This window comes from Luteibacter yeojuensis, assembly GCF_000964085.1.
In the GTDB taxonomy this organism is placed as follows: Bacteria; Pseudomonadota; Gammaproteobacteria; order Xanthomonadales; family Rhodanobacteraceae; genus Luteibacter; species Luteibacter yeojuensis_A.
Genome location: NZ_JZRB01000003.1, coordinates 82,365 through 100,953, shown reverse-complemented (window position 1 = coordinate 100,953; position 18,589 = coordinate 82,365). Strand labels below are relative to the sequence as shown.

The 18,589-nt window shown below is 62.0% G+C and carries 17 protein-coding genes; 8 read left to right on the top strand and 9 right to left on the bottom strand.

Annotated elements, in window-relative coordinates; all coding sequences use genetic code 11:
* The first annotated feature begins 110 nt into the window (after positions 1–110).
* The 3 genes from VI08_RS01895 to VI08_RS01885 all read left to right on the top strand — a co-directional run bounded on the left by VI08_RS01895 (position 111) and on the right by VI08_RS01885 (position 3,153).
* Positions 111–1,706: a MobA/MobL family protein gene (locus VI08_RS01895; RefSeq protein WP_045827843.1), complete on the top strand. Its 1,596-nt coding sequence runs from the start codon at positions 111–113 to the stop codon at positions 1,704–1,706.
* Positions 1,706–2,056 carry a hypothetical protein gene (locus VI08_RS01890; RefSeq protein WP_045827842.1) on the top strand — a complete coding sequence of 117 codons (351 nt, stop codon included), beginning with the start codon at positions 1,706–1,708 and terminating at the stop codon, positions 2,054–2,056. The genes VI08_RS01895 and VI08_RS01890 overlap by 1 nt, the downstream gene beginning before the upstream one ends.
* 74 nt (positions 2,057–2,130) lie before the next feature.
* Positions 2,131–3,153: a hypothetical protein gene (locus VI08_RS01885; protein WP_045827841.1), complete on the top strand. Its 1,023-nt coding sequence runs from the start codon at positions 2,131–2,133 to the stop codon at positions 3,151–3,153.
* Here the strand turns inward: VI08_RS01885 and VI08_RS21595 are convergent.
* Complete coding sequence (locus tag VI08_RS21595) at positions 3,150–3,347, bottom strand: hypothetical protein (RefSeq protein WP_157006241.1); 198 nt, start codon at positions 3,345–3,347, stop codon at positions 3,150–3,152. The genes VI08_RS01885 and VI08_RS21595 overlap by 4 nt on opposite strands.
* A gap of 568 nt (positions 3,348–3,915) precedes the next feature.
* Between VI08_RS21595 and VI08_RS01875 the strand changes: the two genes are divergently transcribed.
* A complete protein-coding gene (locus VI08_RS01875; protein ID WP_052697625.1) occupies positions 3,916–5,061 on the top strand; it encodes an HNH endonuclease in 1,146 nt (381 codons plus the stop codon).
* 414 nt (positions 5,062–5,475) lie between these two features.
* Here the strand turns inward: VI08_RS01875 and VI08_RS01870 are convergent, their stop codons facing one another.
* The 5 genes from VI08_RS01870 to VI08_RS01850 form a co-directional block, all read right to left on the bottom strand.
* A complete protein-coding gene (locus VI08_RS01870) occupies positions 5,476–6,228 on the bottom strand; it encodes an ATP-binding protein (protein ID WP_045827839.1) in 753 nt (250 codons plus the stop codon).
* A 16-nt stretch (positions 6,229–6,244) separates the two neighbouring features.
* Positions 6,245–7,795 (bottom strand): IS21 family transposase, encoded by a 1,551-nt coding sequence (istA, locus tag VI08_RS20685; protein WP_052697624.1) that lies wholly within the window; start codon positions 7,793–7,795, stop codon positions 6,245–6,247.
* A 643-nt stretch (positions 7,796–8,438) separates the two neighbouring features.
* The gene (locus VI08_RS01860; RefSeq protein ID WP_045827838.1) at positions 8,439–8,708 is read right to left on the bottom strand and encodes a hypothetical protein; all 270 of its coding nucleotides are present in this window, start codon (positions 8,706–8,708) and stop codon (positions 8,439–8,441) included.
* Positions 8,709–8,715: 7 nt separating this feature from the next.
* Complete coding sequence (locus VI08_RS01855; RefSeq protein ID WP_045827837.1) at positions 8,716–9,699, bottom strand: caspase family protein; 984 nt, start codon at positions 9,697–9,699, stop codon at positions 8,716–8,718.
* Between the two features lie 10 nt (positions 9,700–9,709).
* Positions 9,710–10,081: a TIR domain-containing protein gene (locus VI08_RS01850; protein ID WP_045827836.1), complete on the bottom strand. Its 372-nt coding sequence runs from the start codon at positions 10,079–10,081 to the stop codon at positions 9,710–9,712.
* A 158-nt stretch (positions 10,082–10,239) separates the two neighbouring features.
* Between VI08_RS01850 and VI08_RS01845 the strand changes: the two genes are divergently transcribed.
* Together VI08_RS01845 and VI08_RS01835 are read left to right on the top strand one after the other, a co-directional pair.
* Positions 10,240–12,837, top strand: coding sequence for an AAA family ATPase (locus tag VI08_RS01845; protein WP_045827835.1), 2,598 nt, complete (start codon positions 10,240–10,242; stop codon positions 12,835–12,837).
* Between the two features lie 1,287 nt (positions 12,838–14,124).
* Positions 14,125–15,165 (top strand): M35 family metallo-endopeptidase, encoded by a 1,041-nt coding sequence (locus VI08_RS01835; RefSeq protein WP_198148815.1) that lies wholly within the window; start codon positions 14,125–14,127, stop codon positions 15,163–15,165.
* Positions 15,166–15,221: 56 nt separating this feature from the next.
* On the opposite strand, the gene VI08_RS01830 is transcribed toward VI08_RS01835, so the two are convergent.
* Positions 15,222–15,725, bottom strand: a complete 504-nt coding sequence (locus VI08_RS01830) for a hypothetical protein (RefSeq protein ID WP_045827832.1) — start codon at positions 15,723–15,725, stop codon at positions 15,222–15,224.
* An 18-nt stretch (positions 15,726–15,743) separates the two neighbouring features.
* Complete coding sequence (locus VI08_RS20680; RefSeq protein WP_052697623.1) at positions 15,744–16,472, bottom strand: hypothetical protein; 729 nt, start codon at positions 16,470–16,472, stop codon at positions 15,744–15,746.
* A gap of 147 nt (positions 16,473–16,619) precedes the next feature.
* Here VI08_RS20680 and VI08_RS01820 point away from each other — a divergent pair, with 147 nt between their 5' ends.
* Entirely contained in the window at positions 16,620–16,886 is a 267-nt protein-coding gene (locus VI08_RS01820; RefSeq protein ID WP_045827831.1) for a helix-turn-helix transcriptional regulator, read from the top strand.
* A 3-nt stretch (positions 16,887–16,889) separates the two neighbouring features.
* On the opposite strand, the gene VI08_RS01815 is transcribed toward VI08_RS01820, so the two are convergent.
* Positions 16,890–17,252: a hypothetical protein gene (locus VI08_RS01815; RefSeq protein WP_157006238.1), complete on the bottom strand. Its 363-nt coding sequence runs from the start codon at positions 17,250–17,252 to the stop codon at positions 16,890–16,892.
* Positions 17,253–17,366: 114 nt separating this feature from the next.
* On the opposite strand from VI08_RS01815, the gene VI08_RS01810 reads away from it, so the two are divergent.
* The gene (locus VI08_RS01810; RefSeq protein ID WP_045827829.1) at positions 17,367–18,515 is read left to right on the top strand and encodes a helix-turn-helix transcriptional regulator; all 1,149 of its coding nucleotides are present in this window, start codon (positions 17,367–17,369) and stop codon (positions 18,513–18,515) included.
* Positions 18,516–18,589 lie beyond the last annotated feature (74 nt).

Genomic DNA, 18,589 nt, shown 5'->3' with positions numbered 1-18,589 from the left:
CGTGGGGGCGAGCGGATCGGCAGAAGGTCGGTCCGCACCTGACAACCCGCTGACCATCCCACGGACTCCCCGGTGCGCTCATCACGTGCCGGCGCTTCAAGGAAGAAGCCATGCCGCTCCACGCTCGCCCCCACCTTTCTACCCACACGCGCGGTCACGGCCAATCGTCAGTCGCTGGCGCGGCTTACCGCCTCGGCATCCGTCTGGTCGACCGGCGGACCGGCCTGATTCACGACTACAGCCGGCGAGAGCGCGGCGATGAGATCGTCCGCACGCTCACCGTGGCGCCTCCGGGTGCGCCGGGTTGGGCGACTGATCCCGACGTGCTGTGGAACGCCGTGGAATCGAACGAAAAGCGCAAGGACTCCCAGCTAGCCAGGGATTTTCGGATACCCATCCCGATTGGGCTCTCCGACCAACAGGCGGGTGACCTGGCAGAGGACATGGCACGCTACATCTCCACGGTCCTTCAGACACCGGTCTCAATGGGTCTTCATCGGGACAACGACCGCGATGTTGTTGGTGAACTCAAGCGCGATGGCGCCGTGGGGTTTCATGCCCATTTGTATTTTCCGACCCGAAAGATTCAGTGTTGGACTGGCGAAGGTGACCCACCGACCGCGCTGGGCTTGGGTGAAAAGTTCACGGAGTTGGCCTACAAGAAGACTTCCGGACCGGTGGTGGAAATGCTCAACGCGCGTTGGGCCGAGATCGCCAACAGTCACCTCGCCGAAGCCGGCCTGACGCCGGACCGAGATCATCGGTCCTATGTTCGCCTAGGCATCGATAAGAAGCGAGAACCCAAGGTCAGCCAAGCGGCTGCGGCAAAGGAACGGCGTGGTCTTTTCACTGACGAAGGGGACCTCATTCGGCAGATCCGGATGCCTGCTCCGCTAGCCGAACTGACCGACGGGGAGTTGGCCTCCATCCAGCACCGGCAGGCGCAGGCTGACCGAATGCGGGAGGTCATGAAGGCGTATGCGGACGCGCCCGACGAAATCCGCGATGCCCAGGCGCGCGGCACCGATCAGGGAGCGCACGCCGCTCTGGTGGACCGATTTGCGGCGGCGCTGCCCGCGCCCACGGTGACGACCCGAGCCAGCTTCGTGAAGCTGCTGGCGGTCATGCGCCGAATCCAGCGGGTTCTGGCCATTCTGGTCGGTGTGGTGCCTCGGCTTGAAACAATGCGCGACTCCCGCCGCCGAACCAGCCTGGCGCACTGGCAAGCCCAACGGGACATGGATGACCTCGGCCTGCGCCACGCCGCCGCTGTGGCCGCCTTGGAGGGCTGGTTGCGTGATCATCGGTGGCGGTTGCGCTTCCGGGGGCTCATGGGCGCCGCTCGGCCCCCGCGCCTGGACGAGCTGGAGCGCCGAGAAACGCAAGAGCGGAGCTGGCTGAAGGAAGCCCAGCTCCAGTTGCGCCGCACTGCTGCCCAAGATGAAGCGAGTCTGCGCCGGCTCCAGCATTTCGAACGGCTCCAGGCAAAGGCCCAGGTGCGTCTCGAACAGGGCCTCGTTCACCTGAGCGCACTGGATCCCGGAGCGGCGTCCGTCCTCCTGACCACGGCGTCGACGGATCAGCGTCCGTGGGTCGAGCAAGCGATGCCACCGGCGCCGGATGACGAGCAGCCTGCGCCGCCCGAACCGGCGGTCGCCTATCACCAAGAGGGTCGGCCCCGTTTGCGTCCACGGCCGGGTGGCTGATGACGCTGTGCCCGGATCCAGAACTGGCCGCGCGGTTGCTCCGCGGGTGGTGTCCCGCTGGGACCGCCATCCGGATCGAAGGCAGCGAACGGGCGGGCAGGGCGGTTAATCTGCGGGTAGACCTGGTCGGCGTGCCGGCGGCGATGCCAATCGGGATTCAAGTGTCCGATCTGCTGGGACGGGAGCTCGACCGGACAGGGGCCGTTCGTTTGAGGGCAAGGGAAACGGTCAGTCAGTTGATCGCGCATCTGGCGCTGCGCCTTCATGGCGATGGCGCGGCGTTGCGGGTGGCCCCGCAGGCCGCGTCAATGACGGCGCATCTCTACAGAGTAAGGCGCTCTGGGCCATGAGGTCTTGGCTGCGCAGCGGTTTTATGTTCCCAAGCGTCTAAACTCGCCAAGCGACCACTCACGAGGGAAAAGCGATGGCAAAGCTCTGGGAAGATACGATCGTTACCGTCATCCGAGATGAGAAGTGGCTTCATGCGCTGCGACGTGGCGCTCCAATAACAGGTTACCCGATGCCCCAGCTCAACATGAGTGGTAACGCCGAGCAAAAGCTTGGTGATCTTGTTGATGTGACAGATGATCGATTTTTTCTTTTCGAAGTAAAAGCAGAGCGGGAAGACATCGAGGACGAGTGGAACACGAAGAACGCGGAAGACGGCCATAAGAAGAAAGCATTTCTGGCGCTACACGCATGCGTTTACGGGCCCAAACGGCCTTCCGGTTGGAACGCTCTGGTCGACCGTTCGCTTCGAGGGCACTTCTTGGCCTATTGGGCTGAAGAATACGATGACGATCAGCTGAATGAGGACGACGTTGCCGAGGCGTGGATGCCTCCGCATAAGGCGTCCTGGCGCGACCTGATCAAGGCTCGAAACCAAGTGGTCGTGACTCCCTACATCTTGGGATGCCTGGACCTATGGACCGAGGAAGGCGGTGAGCACATCACGGAGCGTTACCGCAACGCCATCCGACCAGGCTTCTTCCAGGCGGCGCCTGAAAAACGCTACGTTCGCCTTCACGTGCCCCTTTCCTTGCTATACGAAGGGGCCGGTCGGACGTTTTTCATTGACCGAGATGCACCGGGCGAGACGATCTACGCCGAATCGCGTTGGGGATTGGAGCTTGCCGAGATGAGCAACTACATTCAACAGTTGTGCGCACGATTTGGCAGTCAGCCCGAGCCACTTCATGCCGTCATCATGTCTTCGTCAGGGCGATTCTTCAGGGTTGTCACGACGACTGCCGAGTTGAAGGACATGGTTACGCCGAGTCCCAAATCCGCGCCAAATGCCACGCGCCGCGTCCAAGCGGAGGTGGTCGCAATGAGCCGGGACGACAAAGACGAATGGCGTAACCGGCTCCAAGAGGAAGAACGTAGGGCAGCGAATCTTGAATCGAACATTCCAACAAGGAGTCGTAGAACTTACGGTGGCAGCTAGACATCGAGGAATCCCGACGCCATCGCATCTTTGATAGACGGCAGCGGCGAGAATCGTTTGTGAAAGATATTGGCTGCCAAATCGGCTTCACGTTCCGCTAGAAGAGGTGGTAGCCGCTTCAGAGCGCGTAGGTAAGCAGTCAGCCAAATCTTTTCCAAGGCTGTTTTTTTTTGAAGAGAGGGGGCGACGGTCATGGCACATCCACGGGCGGGTCGTCGCAACCTAGCGATGATCTGCCATCTGTCAAGCGGACATCCAGGGATCGGTGAGCGAATATCGTGGGACGGAGACATATCCGTCAGGCGTTCCAGCGCCTTCACTGGTCGGTGAGTCGTGCCAAGGTGGGCAAAGATAGGAACCCCGGGTTAGGCAGCCTCCACGTTAAAGGTAGTCTGCGACCAGCTCCTCGGTGAGTCTGGTTCTCCCGAACATATACGAGGTATAGATGCGGACGGCCTCATTGGCCTCCTGCTCGGCTCGATGCGGAGGTAGGCGACGCAGTGCGGTGAGAAAGGCCCTGGCCCACACCTTTTGGCGCACGGTTTTGGGCTCGTTAGCAGAATGGGCGTTCATGGCTATCTCAACGTGGGTTGTCCGCACCCTGGCGGCGTCTGGCCTGGTGTCAAGCTAGTCCCAACGCTGGGTCTACTGATGTCGCGAATCCGGCCGGAGGCTGCCATTGATCGAATAACATAGGACGACAACTGTTCAGCCGCAGCCCCGCCACCTGTAAAACCTCCACCACTTCCCCAGGAATGCGGAATGAACAACAACGCCGAATGTGTCATCTGCGCCAGGGACATGGATGCGGGCAATGACTCGGCGGAACACGTCATCCCGCAGGCGATCGGAGGGCGCTGGGTTGTGACGGGGTTCATTTGCCGGTCGTGTAACAGTCGGGCAGGGGGTTCCTGGGACGCGGTTCTCACCAAGCAGCTGGCTTGGTTATCCACCATTGTCGGCGTGGTGCGTGAACGTGGGGAGGCACCAGATGTCGCCGTTACAACGGTGGAAGGTGAGCAACTGATGCTTCGGTCGGACGGTGCCTATGTTTTCCGGCGGCCTACGATCGCCGAAACCGCAGACGGCAATACGTTCAACATCTCCATTACGGGTCGGTCGGTGGCAGAGGTTCGGCAGCATCTGGCAGGCTTCAAGCGTCGGCATCCCGAGGTAGACATCGAAGCAGCGATGGCCACGATCACGAAGACGCGCCACTACATCGACAACCCATGTCAAACCAGTCTGGTGTTTGGTGGTCCCGAAGCCAGTGCGTCGCTGATTAAAACGGCTCTGGCCGCCGCCGTGAACTTCGGGTTGACGCTCGACGCATGCGACGTCGCCATGACCTACTTGAGGACCTTTGACGGCCCCCTTCCGGTGGACTTCTTCTTCGCCCGAGACCTAGTGAAGGCACGTCCAGATGACCGAATCCTCCACTGTGTGAGTGTTCGGGCAGATTCCGCGAGTGGCCAGGCATTGGCCTACGTTGACTACTTTGGGCTGTGGCGCTCCATCGTGATCTTGAGCCGGGATTACACGGGCCCGGCCGTATCGAAGACCTATGCGATTGATCCGACGCTGGGGGAAGAGGTTGCGCTCGAAGTGGAACTAGACCTCGATGAGATGGAGGTTGCTTCGATCCTCGATGGCTCCAGTGGTGCCCTGACGGATTGGCCTTCGGTGTATGCGCGGGTGATGCCGATGGTCCTGAAACGCGCCGAAGGTCGGCACCGAGAACGGTTGATCGAGGAAGGGGTGACCGAAGCCGCGGCGGCATTCGGGCTGAAGCCGGGAGACCTTATCCCAGAGGAAAAGCAGGAGCCCTTCGCCAGGCTCGCCAGTCGGCTGATCGCCGAGAAGGTCGTCGAGATGACCGTTGCCCTGGAGCGATTGAGATCGATGTGACCGAGGCTGGCGCGGGCGACCTCTTCGGTGGCTCCGCACACGCTGTTGGATAACCGAGTAACTCTGTTTGAGCATGGTGGCCAAGAGTGGGGAGCGCATACAGATGTATGTGCTACACGATCTGTCCGCCCATTCTTAATCAGCCTGTCCAATCTTGCTAAGTGATTGATTTTATCGCGGCGTCTTCCCATGCTCATCCACCGGCGCCACTCACATAATGGTGTTCGTGCTCACCCGCGCTGACGGGCGTGCCACAACAGGCTGTCCGCGTTTCGCGGCCACCAGCAGCGGATTGCGAGGCGACTAGGTGGGTTCACAGCTGCGACCAGCCCGGCCAGTTGGTGAAGAATCGGATCTGTCGGGCGCAAAAAAGCCCCGGCATGCCGGGGCTATAGGGCGGACCCTGGGACTGGGTCAGGAAGAGGCCGCCTGCTTTGCTGCTGTGACCTTTGCGCGGGTCCTGTGTGTGGAACCGCGGCCTGCCTTCGGGTGCGCCGCCGCTGGTGGTCGCCGCTTCAACTCGATCCGGTGGCATTGGTCCAGCAGGCGGGCGTAGATGCCCTCCCGGGCAGCGGCGTCCTCGAAGTAGTCGTCCCAGTCGCCGACGTCATTGATTGACGCCACCACCGTCGGCAGCCCTTTGCGGTTTCGGTCGTCCAGCAGCCGGCGCAGCAGATATGTGCGTTCGGTGCTCGCGTGCTCCGTCGCAAAGTCGTCCATCACCAGCAGGGGGATGGTGCCCAGTTGCTTGAGGTAGCGCTTCCGGGAGGCGGATGGCTCCTCGATATCCAGACAGCGTTCCAGCATGCGCGGGGTCTGGACAAACAGCGTGCGCACACCCTGGACCATCGCCTCTTGGCCCAGCCCTGCGGACAAGTGGGTCTTACCCGAGCGAGCCGGGCCCGTGATCACCACACACTGGCCGCGTGGGATCCACGACAGACCCTTCAAGTGGTCCATGCGCTGGGGCAGCAGGCCGGTTGCTTGTCCGGGTGTAAACGTGGCTATGCTGAAATGGGTGGCCAAGCCAGCTCGACGGAAGAAGCCCTCGGACCGACCCTGGGTCAACGCCTGGCGGTGTGCGTCGAGCAGATAGGCCAGGAGTTCGTCCTGGCCACGGTCGGCGTTGGCGGGCGTGGCATGCCACGCCTCCAATGCCTCGGCCATGCCAGGTAGTCGAAGTTCACGAAGTTGTTGGGGAAGATGACGCATGGGGAAACCTCACATCGGTAAAGGATCGGGATCCGCCGGCATTGCGAGCACGCCGAGCGGTCGAGGCACCTTCCTTGGCCTGGATGGAGAGCTTTCGTGACAGGTCCGAAACGGTCACGTGGGAGAGATCGGAGTAGGACGCCAGCGCTTGGTCGATGGTGGCCGAACCGTATTTGCCCGCAAGGGTTTTGAGCTTGTCCGCTGGGCGCAAACCGAGATAGGGGCGGTCCTGGTTGAACTGCTTTTCGACAAATCGATGGATGGCCGGACCCGCCAGCTTTGCCCAGGCCCGCAGGGCTTCCGGTGTGCGTTCGGCTTGCGCGCGGTGGTGGTCCGGCTGGTGGCTCGGGGTCGTCGTGAGGCCGCCTACCTCGTGGCTGCGCGTGTGTCGGGCGACGACCCGCCCGTCGTGGAACAGCTCGATGTTAGTATCGGTGATCCGCGCATCCACGCGTTGACCGACCAGGGTGTGGGGCACAGAGTAGCGGTGATAGTCCACAAGGATGTGGTAGCCGGCATCCACGCGCACGTTCGGTTTGATGGCGGCGTATTCGTAGGGTGTGGGTGGCAATGGCCGGAGTGCCGCCCGTTCGATGCCGTCGAACCGTTCTCGCCGACTGGGCATTTTGTTGGCCATGGGTCGGTTGTTTTCTTCGTCGAGGAAGATCGCCAACTGGGCGTTGAGTTCCTCGATCGAGTAGAACGTCATCGTGTTCAGACGGGACATGATGCGATCGGTCAGGATGCCGACCTGCCGTTCCACCTTGCCCTTGTCCTTGGGCTTGTAGGGGCGCGCCGCGAGCGCCACGACGCCATAGTGGCGGGTCAGGTCCTCGTAGCTGCGCTGAATCTCGCCGTCCGGCCCGGCTTTGGTCATGGCGGACTTCAGGTTGTCCGGCACCACCATGTCGGGCACGCCGCCGAAGAACGCGAACATCTGCGCATGGGCCCGGATGAAGTCAGGCACGGCCTGAGACGGCAGGGCGGTGGCATACGTGTAGTTGCTTGCGCCCAAGGTGCCCACGAACACCTCCACGTAAACCCGTTGCTGGGTTTTGCGATCGATGAAGTGGGGCCGTTTGCCGATGAAGTCGACAAAGACCTTTTGCCCTGGCACATGCTTCTGATACATCACCGAGGGCATCGTGGCGCGGTAGCGCCGAAGCCCTGCAGAGATGTTCGAATACGAACGATGAGAGGGAGTGTGCGCGGGGCGGTAGATGGTTTCCCACCAGACTTGGAGTGACATGCGATGCGCGGCCAGGAAGTCCTGAAGCGCGGGATAATCCACTTCCGCTTTGACCTTGTTGCCGCGGTGGGGTTTGTTGAACGTCGCATCCATGCGTTTTGGAGAAAGATCCCGGACGTCATTCCAGGTCAGCTGTTTCTCGGCCAGCATGTGGCGATAGCGGGTGACCGTCGTGCGGGACAGCCGGACCGCACCGGCGATGTCGCGGTCGCCGAGGGTCGTGGTGAGGATGAGGCGCAGCGCCTCCATTTGCTTAAGCATCGGTCGGGCCATAGGGAACACTCCGTGTGAGGTCCATCGCACTCCGTGCGACGGGTCAAAGATCGGGCAAAAGATGCCCGTGCCCCTCCGGGTGAGGGGCTTGACAGGTGGGGGAGGCGGCCCTAGGTTTTCGGGTAGCAGCGGGTTGTCAAATCACTGCGATCGGGAGCCGGGTGCTGATGACACCCGGCTCTTTTTTTGTCCGCCTGAAGGTCAGATCAGGTCATGGGCGAAGAGTCCGGTAGTTGAGGGAAGGCGCGGAAAGCCCTCCAGAACTAGCGGAAACCGAGAGGTCGTCAACCACCCCCGGAAACCCGAGAGATCGACGGCGCCCTATTTCCGGGGCAGGGCTAACTCGAGGACGATCCTCAAGTTTTTACCCGGCTGGAACTGTCTCGAATTGCGTGAGACTGGTCAAGCGACGGTGCGGCAAAGTGACGCAACCTTATGGCGCTTTCCGATCCACATTTAGCAGCGACCGTCGATCAGGAACGCGCGGGCTCTAGCAGGTTTCCCTGGGCCACTGGGATCGGTTCGGCGTGGCTCGCGCTGACGAGGTCGCGGCTTGAACTATCTTCAGGAAGTCATGCGCAGTTGGATCATTGACAACCCGCCACCGTGATCATTCACCGCTAGCGCCACGCATTCGCTCGGTTTAGTCCGTTATGGATAGTGCTTTAGCGATGATGGGAATATAGCGGTCAACCTGATCGCGATCGCTCTGCTTTTCCTTCTCGGTCAGCTCACCGTAAGACGTGGCGATCAAACGCTCCCACTTTGAGACGAGTTCGGACGGGAGCAAAATGCTCCCGTCAGGCTGTGAAACGCCTTTCCCGTGAAGATATTTCTGCCAATGTGACCACCGCTCATGCTCGATCGCGGCCAGTTCTTCACGGATCTGCTCAAGAGTCTGCTCGGCGGTCATGACCGTCCTAAATGAGTTTGTCTTCGACCAGTTTACGGTAGTGTTGTCCGAGGACAGTGAGCTCACATGATTTGCTCGCCATGGCCGCGTGCCACATGTGGGGAGCTTCGACCGGCCGAACTAGGTTGACTTTGGCGTAACGCTGGAGCACCGCAAAGATTGCGGTGTTGGCCGGATTTGGCGGGGGTGAGTGTGTGTCATTGGGCGCCCGTTCTGGCTCGAAGGTGGGGTCGAGTTGAAACTGATGCGACGCGGTTGGGAAATGTTTGGCCAGTGCCTGTAAATCTTCCAGCGGGATCGGAGCGGCGGCTTTTTTCAGCGATACAAACGATTTCACATTGGTTTTGAATACTGGGCGCTGCTGCCAAGGGCCAAGTGACTGATCAATATGTGCGTAAACACTACCGGGCGTTACATCACCAACAAGGTTGGCGGCTGCTCCGCCGAGCGCGTCTACGAGTAACGTGGTGAACACCCCGGCGCCACCACCGTCTACTTCCATCGCATATTGATTGGCGGCTGATGCTGTTAAGACAGTCATCCCTTCGCTGATTTCAGCAATCTTGGAGTCAGCTTCGCCGTTGCCGGCGATACCGCTGTGGCAACTGTCTAGGATAATGATCCTGTTGGTAGCCGGTGATTTCCGAGCAAACATAATGAGATCGGAAAGCCTGAACCCGTCGTTTCCGGTCTTACAGTCGGTTCCGCAAAGAAATCCCCCAACATCCTCGATATGCCCATGCCCAGCGAAGTAGAACAGCGCAACTTCGGCGTTGTCTTCAAAAAGCGCTTTGGCGGCTTCCATGAGGTCCTGCTGCGTGATCTTCTCGCTGGATCCAGACGACACCATGAGCATTGGTGTCGCGAAGTTCACAGTGCCGTCCGCATGCCTTTCGAGCGCATTCTTTATGCTGTGCGCGTCGTTGACACAGCCACTCAACCCGCTGATGTGGTCGTAGTAGTCGATCCCGACAATCAGTGCTTTCCTCACGGCACATTCCTTAGAGACTGTCGATGAAGTCGGAGATGTTCTTGTCTGTCCAGGTATAGGTAGGGACGCCAGCTAGATCTGTCCGGTCGTCGGAGTAGGCCCATATGCCGCGGATGGGCTTCTTCTCTTCCTTGGCACAGGCAATCTCCCACTTCTGTCCTGTCGAGTTAAGTGAGTTCTTACTGACCAGAACAATGACCCCGTGAGAACGACGGATTCGGGTGCGCACTTTGTCTTTCCAGTCGCTATCGTAGGCTTCCTTGACCGACATATCGATGAACTCGTAGGGCGCGCGCGGGCTCAACGACTGCCCCTTCAGAAAATCCCTTTGACGTTCGTCTTCGATTGCGAATGCGACGAATACCACTTTCTTTTCTGCCATGGCGATTCCTTCGATTGGCCTGCGATTGAGGTTCCGGAACAGTAGCCATTACATGTTCCGGCGCGCGAAAAATCATTGAGCGAAATCGGCAACTGGAAGGCGTCTGGGCAGTCGTGCCTCGCCGCTTTATCCTTTGCGCAACGACAGGGAGACCACCCATGGCAGCACAGGGACAGGCCGCACCGCCGGCCACGGTAGAGGCATGGCTGGACAACCGGCCGAGCTGGCTTCGGGCTGCGGCCCATGGCCTGGTGACCACCGGGAGGCCGCCCGACGACGCTGCCCTGGACGCATTGGCGGACCATTGCCATGCCGAAGCGGCGGGCACCCTCGCCGGGTCTCATCCCTCGCTCGCCGCCGGCGTCATCCAGGCCGTTCCGCTCGGCCCAGAGCTCCGCATCCAGCGGCTTTGGCACATCCGAGGCGTGAATGCGTTTGGCCAGCGTGCCGAACTCGACCTAGGCGGCGACCTCACCGTGGTTTACGGGCCCAACGGGGCTGGCAAATCGGGCTACGCCCGATTGCTCAAGCAGATGTGCGGTGCGAAGGCGGCAGAACCCATTCATGGCAACGTTTTTGGCCCGGCCGGTATGGCCGAGCCGGTGTCGGCCATGGTGCGTTTGAGGGAGAGCGGCGATCACGCTGGCACACCCTACGTCAATGTGGCCGACCACGCTTGGCAAGGGGCTCAAGGCACATTTGGCCCGTTGGCTTCTGTTCCGGTCTTCGACAGCGCGACCGCCGCCCACCTGGGACAAGGGGCCTCGACCGCCACTCATCTGCCGCGGTCCATGCGCTTCGTCAACACGCTGATCAAGGTGTCCGGCTACGTGGCCGAGCGACTTCGACAGCGAGGTGAGCGGTTGGTGTCCATGCTGCCGCCAGTGCCGCCCCTGCTGGCCGGAACCCGTGCCGCGGGCTTTCATCAGAGTCTGTCCGCGGCAACGACCCTCCGGGCGGTCAACGAGGGATGCCAGTTCACCCCGGAAGAGGCGGCTGAGCGCATCGGCCTGGAGGCCGCGCTCCTCCAGGCGGACCCGGCTACGGCCCACGGTCAGGTGGTGGGAGCGATCAACCATCTTGCGAACTTGAGCGGTCAGATGGGAGCCTGGGCCCTTACGTTCGACGACGCGGCGGCGCAAGGACTAGCAGCGGCACGGGCCCATGCGGCCGGTGCCCGGCAGGCCGCCGTGGACTACGGTCGCGACTTCTTTGCCGGGATTCCCTTGCCCGGCGTCGGCGGTGGAACCTGGCTGCGGCTTTGGGCAGCAGCGGCGGCCTATGCCCAGACGGCCTACCCCGATCATGTCCACCCGAATACGGACGAGGGCTCCCGGTGTGTCCTCTGTCAGCAACCGCTGGCGGACGATGGCAAGCGGCGGATGGCGGACTTTGCCGACTATGTCGCCAATCGGCTTCAGGCTGACGCCACCACCGCCGAACGGGAACGGGATGCTCTCATCGCCGCCATCCCGGGCCCGTTGGCCCCGGATTACTGGCCCGGCATAGGCGTCACGACCGGCATGACACCGGAGGCCGCGGACCTGCTGGGAAAGCAAGTTGAACAGCGCCTGGCGAACCTGCGGGCAGGCGATGCCGTGGTGACCGCGGTGGATTGGGCGCCGTTCCAAGCTGCCGTGGCTCAAACCCAGGCCGCGCTCATTGCCCGGCGGGACGCTCTGGCGCAGTTGCTGGACCCCGAGGGCCGTAAGTGCCAGGAAGCGCGGCTGCTCGATCTCCAGGGCCAAGAGTGGCTATCGACCATTCAGGACGCGGTCCTCGCAGAAGTCGAGCGCAAACGCCAGCTGGGGATCTTCGAAGATGCCGAACGCCTCGCGCAGACAAATGCCCTGACCACCTTCAGCAACGCCATCGCCAAAGCCGAACTGGCGGGCGGCTTCGTCGACCGTTTCAACCACGAACTGGCACGTCTCGGTGGCACCCACATTCCGGTGCGCCTCTCGCACAAGCAGGAAGGGAAGGGCGTGGTCACGTTCACCATCGGTCTCGCGGAAACGAACGCTAAGGTGAAGAGCCGGGAGGTGTTGAGTGAGGGTGAGCAGCGCGTCGTGGCGCTGGCGGCCTTTTTGGCGGACGTCACGGGCACCCACCGATCGTTGCCCGTCATCTTTGACGACCCGATTTCCTCCTTGGACCAGCGGTTCGAGGAGGCGGTGGCGCTGCGCCTGGTTGAGTTGGCCGAAAGCCGACAGGTCATCGTGTTCACGCACCGGCTTTCCATGGGCGTGCTGATCGAACATTCAGCGACCCAAGCGGAGGCCAAGGGCGGGAGGGTCGTCGTCGATGTGGTGGCGATCGATCGACGCGGGCACGAGGCCGGAGTCCCGGCCACGATCAAGGTATTCGCCCAGTCGCCCAAGAAGGGATTCAATGAGCTCGATAGCAAGGTGCGGTCCGCAGCCAAGCTGGATCACGACGAACAACAGAACAGCCTAAAGGCCGCCTGTAGCAACTTCCGCATCCTCATGGAGCGGGCCGTCGAAGATCACCTTTGCGCCAAGGTCGTGGTCCGATACCGACGCGAGATCAAGACCGGTGGCATGCTCACCCGTCTCTCTGCGGTGACCAGGGCGGACTGCGAGCTCATCGAAGGGATGATGACGAAATACTCGGCGTTCGAACACTCACAGTCCTACGAGACTCCCTCGTCCGACATCGACCCCAACGACCTTCTGGCCGATATCGCCACGATGGTGGCCTGGATCAAGGAGTTTGATGGGCGGACGGTTTCTTGATGACGTCAAGGGGAACTCCGATGCGCCTGACGCGGGCCGGTCGGGTTGACAGGTCTTCGTCTTTCGCTACGTTGGGCATCAGCAGCGGCTTGTCAGTGACTGCGTCCGCGGGTCCGGGTGTGAGCGCACTCGGGCCCGCATCTCATGGGACGGGGTCGGAAGACCGTCGGGTTTTCCGAGGATACTCGTTCTGTCAGGGCCGACCGGCCGGGAATGCCGGATCTCGTCAGTAGAGGATTCGTGGATGTTCTGTAGCGTGACAAGGGGGCAGGTGGCACACTCGTCCCCCACCATCAACGCATACCGATGAGGCCAACTCGCACTGAAACGGCCGAACTGTTCGGTCGTGGCTCGATTCCGATGAATGTATCGGGTCTGGTTCGGCCGACGATGTGGGGCATCGTCGCCGGCGCGCTGTCTGCGACCACCTGGTTGGTGGCCGTGCCCGTAGGACCGCGCACGAAGCTGTTGCGTTTCAAATGACCGCCGCGCCCCTCACCGCACTCTTCTGGCTGCTTGCCCTAAGCGCGGTCGTGTCGTGGTTCGTATTAAGCCGGACTTACTTATTGCTCATGCGCGAACACGAGGCCGTGCGGAGTCGGTTTGGGCGTCGCCCCGGTCCCATGACATCAGGGATCTCCGCGCTGCTGATGCCTGCCATATCTGGGACGATGCGCACGCTTCAGCGTCGCGTGTGGACGTGGGCTGGCCTGACGGCGACCTTCGCCATCGGGGCAGCGAGCGTTGTTCACTTCTCTTAGCGGGGCGACACTTGACTGAAATGACAAGAAACGGCGGGCAGCAAGGGAGGCCGCCCGCCGCGTGGTCTTCCTGACCTAGGAAAAAGCCCGTCTTTCGGCCGTTTGGACGGCGAGGCGGCTCCGAGTGACCGCTGTGTGAGCCAAAGGACAGGACAGGCACTGACATGGCTCGCTGCTCGTTGGTTGACACACGAGCCTCGGTAACCCTCAACGCCGATACGACGATTACGCAGTTGCGCGGCGACCACAGCCAAAGAAGCTAGCTCCAGAGCCCGACGGCGTTGGCGCTCCGCGACGCCAGCGTGCTGCCGGTTCCAGAATCCGGGTGGAGGAGCCTTCTAGTTCAACTTTTTGTGGTATGCCTTAATGGCAGGGGATCCACACGGAGTTATCCATGAGAAAGGTTCTCTTAGGCTTGGTGTTGGCCTTGGCGCCCATGATGTCGGCCCTCGCTGCTCACGGCCCCCATTTAACCACGAGTATCACAACCGCAAATCCGGCAAGAAATGAGGACGGACTGGTTCGCGTGAAGCTGCTGAACGACGGCGACGCCGATGCTTATGTGTTCGTCACGCACATGCCCACCACGGTCGGGAAGGGCAGGTTGATGAACGACCTCTTTGAGGTCGTCAACGCCGACGGCGAAGAGGCCGGCTATCTCGGTCAGATTGTCGACGTGGCTCGCAACAAAGCGGACTACACTCGCATCCCGGCGGGAAAAGCCCTGACTCTTACCGTCAACATTCCCATCAACTACGAGACCCGCCCAGGCGTGTCTCGCATTTCCCTCAAGCCCATTAAGTTCGAATCCCAGCCCTTGGACGGGAATGGGACTACAAGTTGGGCCAAATCAGATCCCTCGCCCACCTTAGAGGTCTGGTTTACGCACGCAACGCCTCCCTACGAGACGTTTACGGCCCTCCTGACCGGGCCAGGCGTCCACCCAAGTGCCGCCGTCGAGTGTCCGATAACGTTCTCACCGCAAGGCCTGATCGATGCCGGTAAAGCCTTGGAAGAAGCGGCATGGGTCACGGTTCGCAACAACACGACGATCGACGGCCAAGGGCGCATCACCTACCACCCCGATGAACGCTGGGGGAAATGGTTCGGATCGCGCACAGAGGTGCCGCCCGAGGCGACGCTCTCCAGTGGCAACGCGCGAGCAACTGCCCGGGTTATGAGTATTCATTACGGGCTTTCGACCCAGTTGGGCCTGGGCAAGCCTCCCATCATTCGTTGCGATGAGTGTGACGGATATGGGCCGGACACACGCGCCCACATCGAGCATCCCGGGATTCTCTCGATCGCCCTTGGGGACTATTCGAAGGTTTCGGTGGTGCTTTGCCCGTCGTTCTTTGCGCTCAAACCGGTGGGCAAGCCTGTCTCGCAAGCCTCGATTTTGCTTCACGAGATGAGCCACTTTCCGATCATGACGGCCTTGGGGGTTCTCCAGGGAACCGGCGACGATGGGGAGACCACCGCCGAAGCGCTTGCGCTGGCCAAGAGCAACCCTTACGCGGCAGCCAATGCGGCCAACAATCACGAGTTTTGGTTCAACAACCCCTGACATTTGACGGGCTCTGATCGATCGAGGGGCGGGCGCCCGCGTGCCCGCCCCTTAGCTCATCCGTTGATCAACGTGGTCAACCTCGCCTGCCACGCCTCGGCCTCCGCGTGATTCGCATTCCCGTTGAACATATCGCTGTGTCGGCTGAAGCGGATTCGCACGGTCGGGCGATCGAGCTGGCGCAAGCGGAACGTCATCTCGTTCTTGATACGGCCGACCGTCCCATACGTGTTGGTCGTGTTCGTCCAGGTGTGCTCCCACGCCGCCACGTGATCGAGGTGGACAATCAGGGCCTGCCCCGACGTGTCACGCAACCAAAGCCGGCGGTTCGGAAGGTCCAGCGCGATGTTGTTACTGGCGTAGGTCGCCGTGAGCGGGGCTTCCCCGTGCGCGTAAAAGAGGCCAGTGGGGGCCTTCTCTGCTTTTCGTCCTCCGAAGAGCGAGGCCAGGAGGAGCCCCGCCAAAGCACCGACCGCGGCCGCAATCAGCATCGGGGCACCGCTGAAGAGCAGCACCACGGTCACGACCGCCCAAGTGATAAAAAACGTATTCATTCTCATGGCTAAGCTCCCTTGCCGTCAGTCCACGTGCCGATCGCGGTTGCCGGCGGGGTCGAACCCGCCCACCCACATCAGCTGGCCCTGATCGCCAGCGTTGTAGCCGGACACCACCATCGCCCGGGCGATGATCGAGCGGTATTGGCGCATGAACGCCCCGCCGTCGTTGGTGGCGATGTTGAGTCGGAACGGCACGCGGGCGGGGTTCGGGCCGGTCGTGCGCTCGTCCACCACCGTGACAAAGCGGTTGGTGGCCATGTATTGGCGCGCGTCGATCACCCGCATCAACGACAGCGTGGGGTCGGCCTGTTCCGTGGTCCGGCCCAGGTCGTCCTTCATCATCAGCGCCCCGTTACACAGGTCGAAGGTCTCCTCGGTGTGCGCGGTGGCGCTGGTCCAGATGGTGGCCTTGGTCCGCCAGCAGGCTTCCGCAGCCCCGTAAGTGACGAAGGTGAGCGCCACGCGGGGAAAATGTTCCACGTTGGCTGCCCCGGCGTAACCGTGGAAGATGCCCTCGAAGGTGGCGCCGGAGGTGGGCGCGACCGGGCGGTAGACCGGCCCCTCGGTGGACGTTGTTCCTGGGCTGACTGTCCCATTGGTGGGCCCGCCCTGGGCCCCGGTCGGCTGGCCCATGACGGCGCCGGCCGTGCGCTTCAGGAAACCTTTGAAGCCTGATTCTTGGGCTTGAGACGTTAGGGCAGCCGCCATCAGCCCAAGGACTGCGAACGCGGCGACGTGCGGATATTTCATGGATGAACCCCTGTGTGGTGGCTGGCGGGCGCAGCGTAACGTCGATAGCCGCTCCTTAGCATAATAGTCGATAAACGCGTAATCGATACTACGATAAGCGCTTGTTGGATATAGATTTTGAGTCGCCTTTCTTTTTGGACATCGGCCATGGCGACCCGCTCCCCCTCGAAAGCTCCGGTTCGATCGGTCTACCGTGCCGAGCACCAAGCCGTCGTCGGGGTGCTTCGTAGCCTGCGGGAGCAAGCCGGTCTGACACAGGTGGAACTGGCCGATCGCCTAGGCCGCACCCAAAGTTTCGTGAGTGCGGCCGAACGCGGGTCCAAACTGGACGCGCTTCAACTGCGCGACTGGTGCCACGCCTGCGGTTCCGACCTCATCGCCTGGGCTAAGGCGATCGAGAAAGCATTGAAGTGAGCCTCAAGGGCTGGCATCGGCCAACTGGCGCAGCCCAGCGCGGCGCGCTTGGCCCAGGTAAATCACGCTCTGGCGGCATACGTTCCAGTCCGTGATCGTCAGCGGCCCGCGGTCCGCATACGTCACCCGGAGCGTCACCACGCACACTCCGCTCGGAAAGCTCACCGTCGCTTGCCCGGCACGACCGCCCTGAAGCGCGCCGGCGGTGTCCAACACCGAAGGCACCTCCGAGCCGTGGGGTGTGGCTTCGATGGCCAGCGCCGACACCGCATCATCGTTGACGATCGTGAGGTAATGGGTCGCCGCGTGGGCAGGGGAAAGCACGGTCAGCAACAGTGTGGCAAAGGCAAACGGATGGATGCGCATGGAGCCCCCCTGTGGGCCAAGTGAGAACACTTGACCAGCGTAGGGACGGCGAATACTGTCCGCCTCCACAGGTTTGAGGAGGCGCATTTGGGCGCCGTCTGCTACGGATAGCGCATGACCACATGGCAAACCCATCCCGACCGCGACCTCACCTTGCTGGGTGACCTCTACGAAAGCGTGCTCTCGCCCGAACGTGTCCCCGATACGCTTCGTGCGATCAATCAGCACTTCGACTGCGATGGCATCCATCTGGTTGGCTGGCAAGAATCCACGGGGCAGCCGATCGTGTCATTGGTGACCAGTCCCCATATCGCGGTAGCGGAGCAAGCGTATCTGGAGCACTACGCAAACATCGATCCGCGCAAGGACATGGGCACACGCCGACCGCTGGGCGAGGGTGGGGCGTGCCACGATTTCTTTGACAACAAGTTCGTTGCCCAGGATGAGTTCTACCAAGATTTCCTCATTCCGCTCGGGCCCCGTTACATCTATGGCGGCAATGTGCTGCGCCAGGACGACCACTTGGTCCACCTGGTGTTCAATCACGTCGTCGGTCGCCCGCGGTTCGAAGGCGCCAAGCGCGCCGAGTTGGGGCGGTGGTTTCCGCACCTGGCACGCTGGGCAAATCAACTGGTGCGGGCAGAGGGCTTGCGCCGCGCGGCCGGCTTGGGCGAGCAGGTCGTCGAAACACTAGATCAGGGCTTGGTCTTCTTCGACCCGCGCGGCCGGCTGCTCCATGCCAACCGACAAGCAGTGGGCCTGCTGGGTGATCGGCTGCGCCGGCCGCACCTGGGGCAAGAGGGGGCCTCACCTTTTGCGTCCAGTCTGGAACCGCTGATCCGCTCGGTCACCTTGAGCCGGCAGGCGCTGCGCTTCCGCATGCTCGGGGTGCGTCGGATGGAGTTGACGGTCAGCGTGCTCCCGCTGGTCCGACTGGCCGGCGAGGGCTCCACAGCGTGGTTGGGTCGCTTGGCCTCGGGCACGTCTACCCGCGGCTTGCCTCTGGGCGCCGATGTCGTGGTGACGCTGGATCCTGCGCCGCCCGTGTCGCCACCGACGGTGGCCCAGCGCGCCCGGGAATGGGGACTGACGCCGGCAGAAACACGGCTGCTCCAATCCATCATGGCCGGCAGGAGCGTGGCGGAGCACGCCGCGCTGGACGGAGTTCGGGAAAGCACAGCGCGAACGCACGTGCGGGGGGTATTGGAGAAATCCGGGGCCAAGACGCTCCGGCATTTGGTCGTGGCGCTGGGCCGTCCCTGAAACGGCCACCGTCCGAACTTCGGTCCAGTCCGCGTCCGATGATGCTCCGAGCAGCCTCGCTCAAGGAACCAGCC